We start from the raw sequence: 552 nt of genomic DNA, 5'->3' as shown, positions 1-552 counted from the left end.
TGGTTAGAAAACGCCAATGGTCTTCAGGTGCTCAACCAAGGCCAAATCGTTGTACAAGGTGCGCCAGAAGAAATCGACCAAACCACTTACTTAGCCGTGGCAGCTCGTGACAATCATCATGGTGAAGAAGATTACGCCTGGGTCACGACCCGTTTTGAATTGCCAGTCGTTAAAGAAGAGCAAAACAACACCGACCATCCTTTGGTCGGTGACATTGTGTATCGCCTCGAAACCACACAAAACCTTGGCGGTATCGCGTACGCGTATGAAGTGGTGTATTGCGAAGCGTTTCAGTTTGAAAACGAAGAAGTGTACTTTGCCGCCTCCAACAACAAGCGCTTATGCCCAGAAAAGGGAGCACTAAAAAAAGTGGGCCATTATAAAATCAGTGATGACTCGTTGATTGTTAGCGCAAATGGTGCTCGTCAAATCTGGACCACCAAAAAGGTGTACCCATCTCAGGTTCATAAAGAGACTCAGAACTATTTCACCACCGTGTTTGATGGTAAACAATTCGAAAGCTATACCATGCAAAAGAACAAGCAATCGATG

General features: G+C 45.7%; 1 pseudogene. It reads left to right on the top strand.

Going from position 1 to position 552, the window contains the following annotated elements:
• Nucleotides 1-552, top strand: a pseudogene (locus tag R7E78_RS29450) (hypothetical protein); the annotation flags it as partial.

This window comes from Vibrio sp. YT-19(2023), from assembly GCF_033337395.1.
Note: the sequence above shows the minus strand (reverse complement) of the source record. Positions and strands in the feature narration are given on the sequence as shown.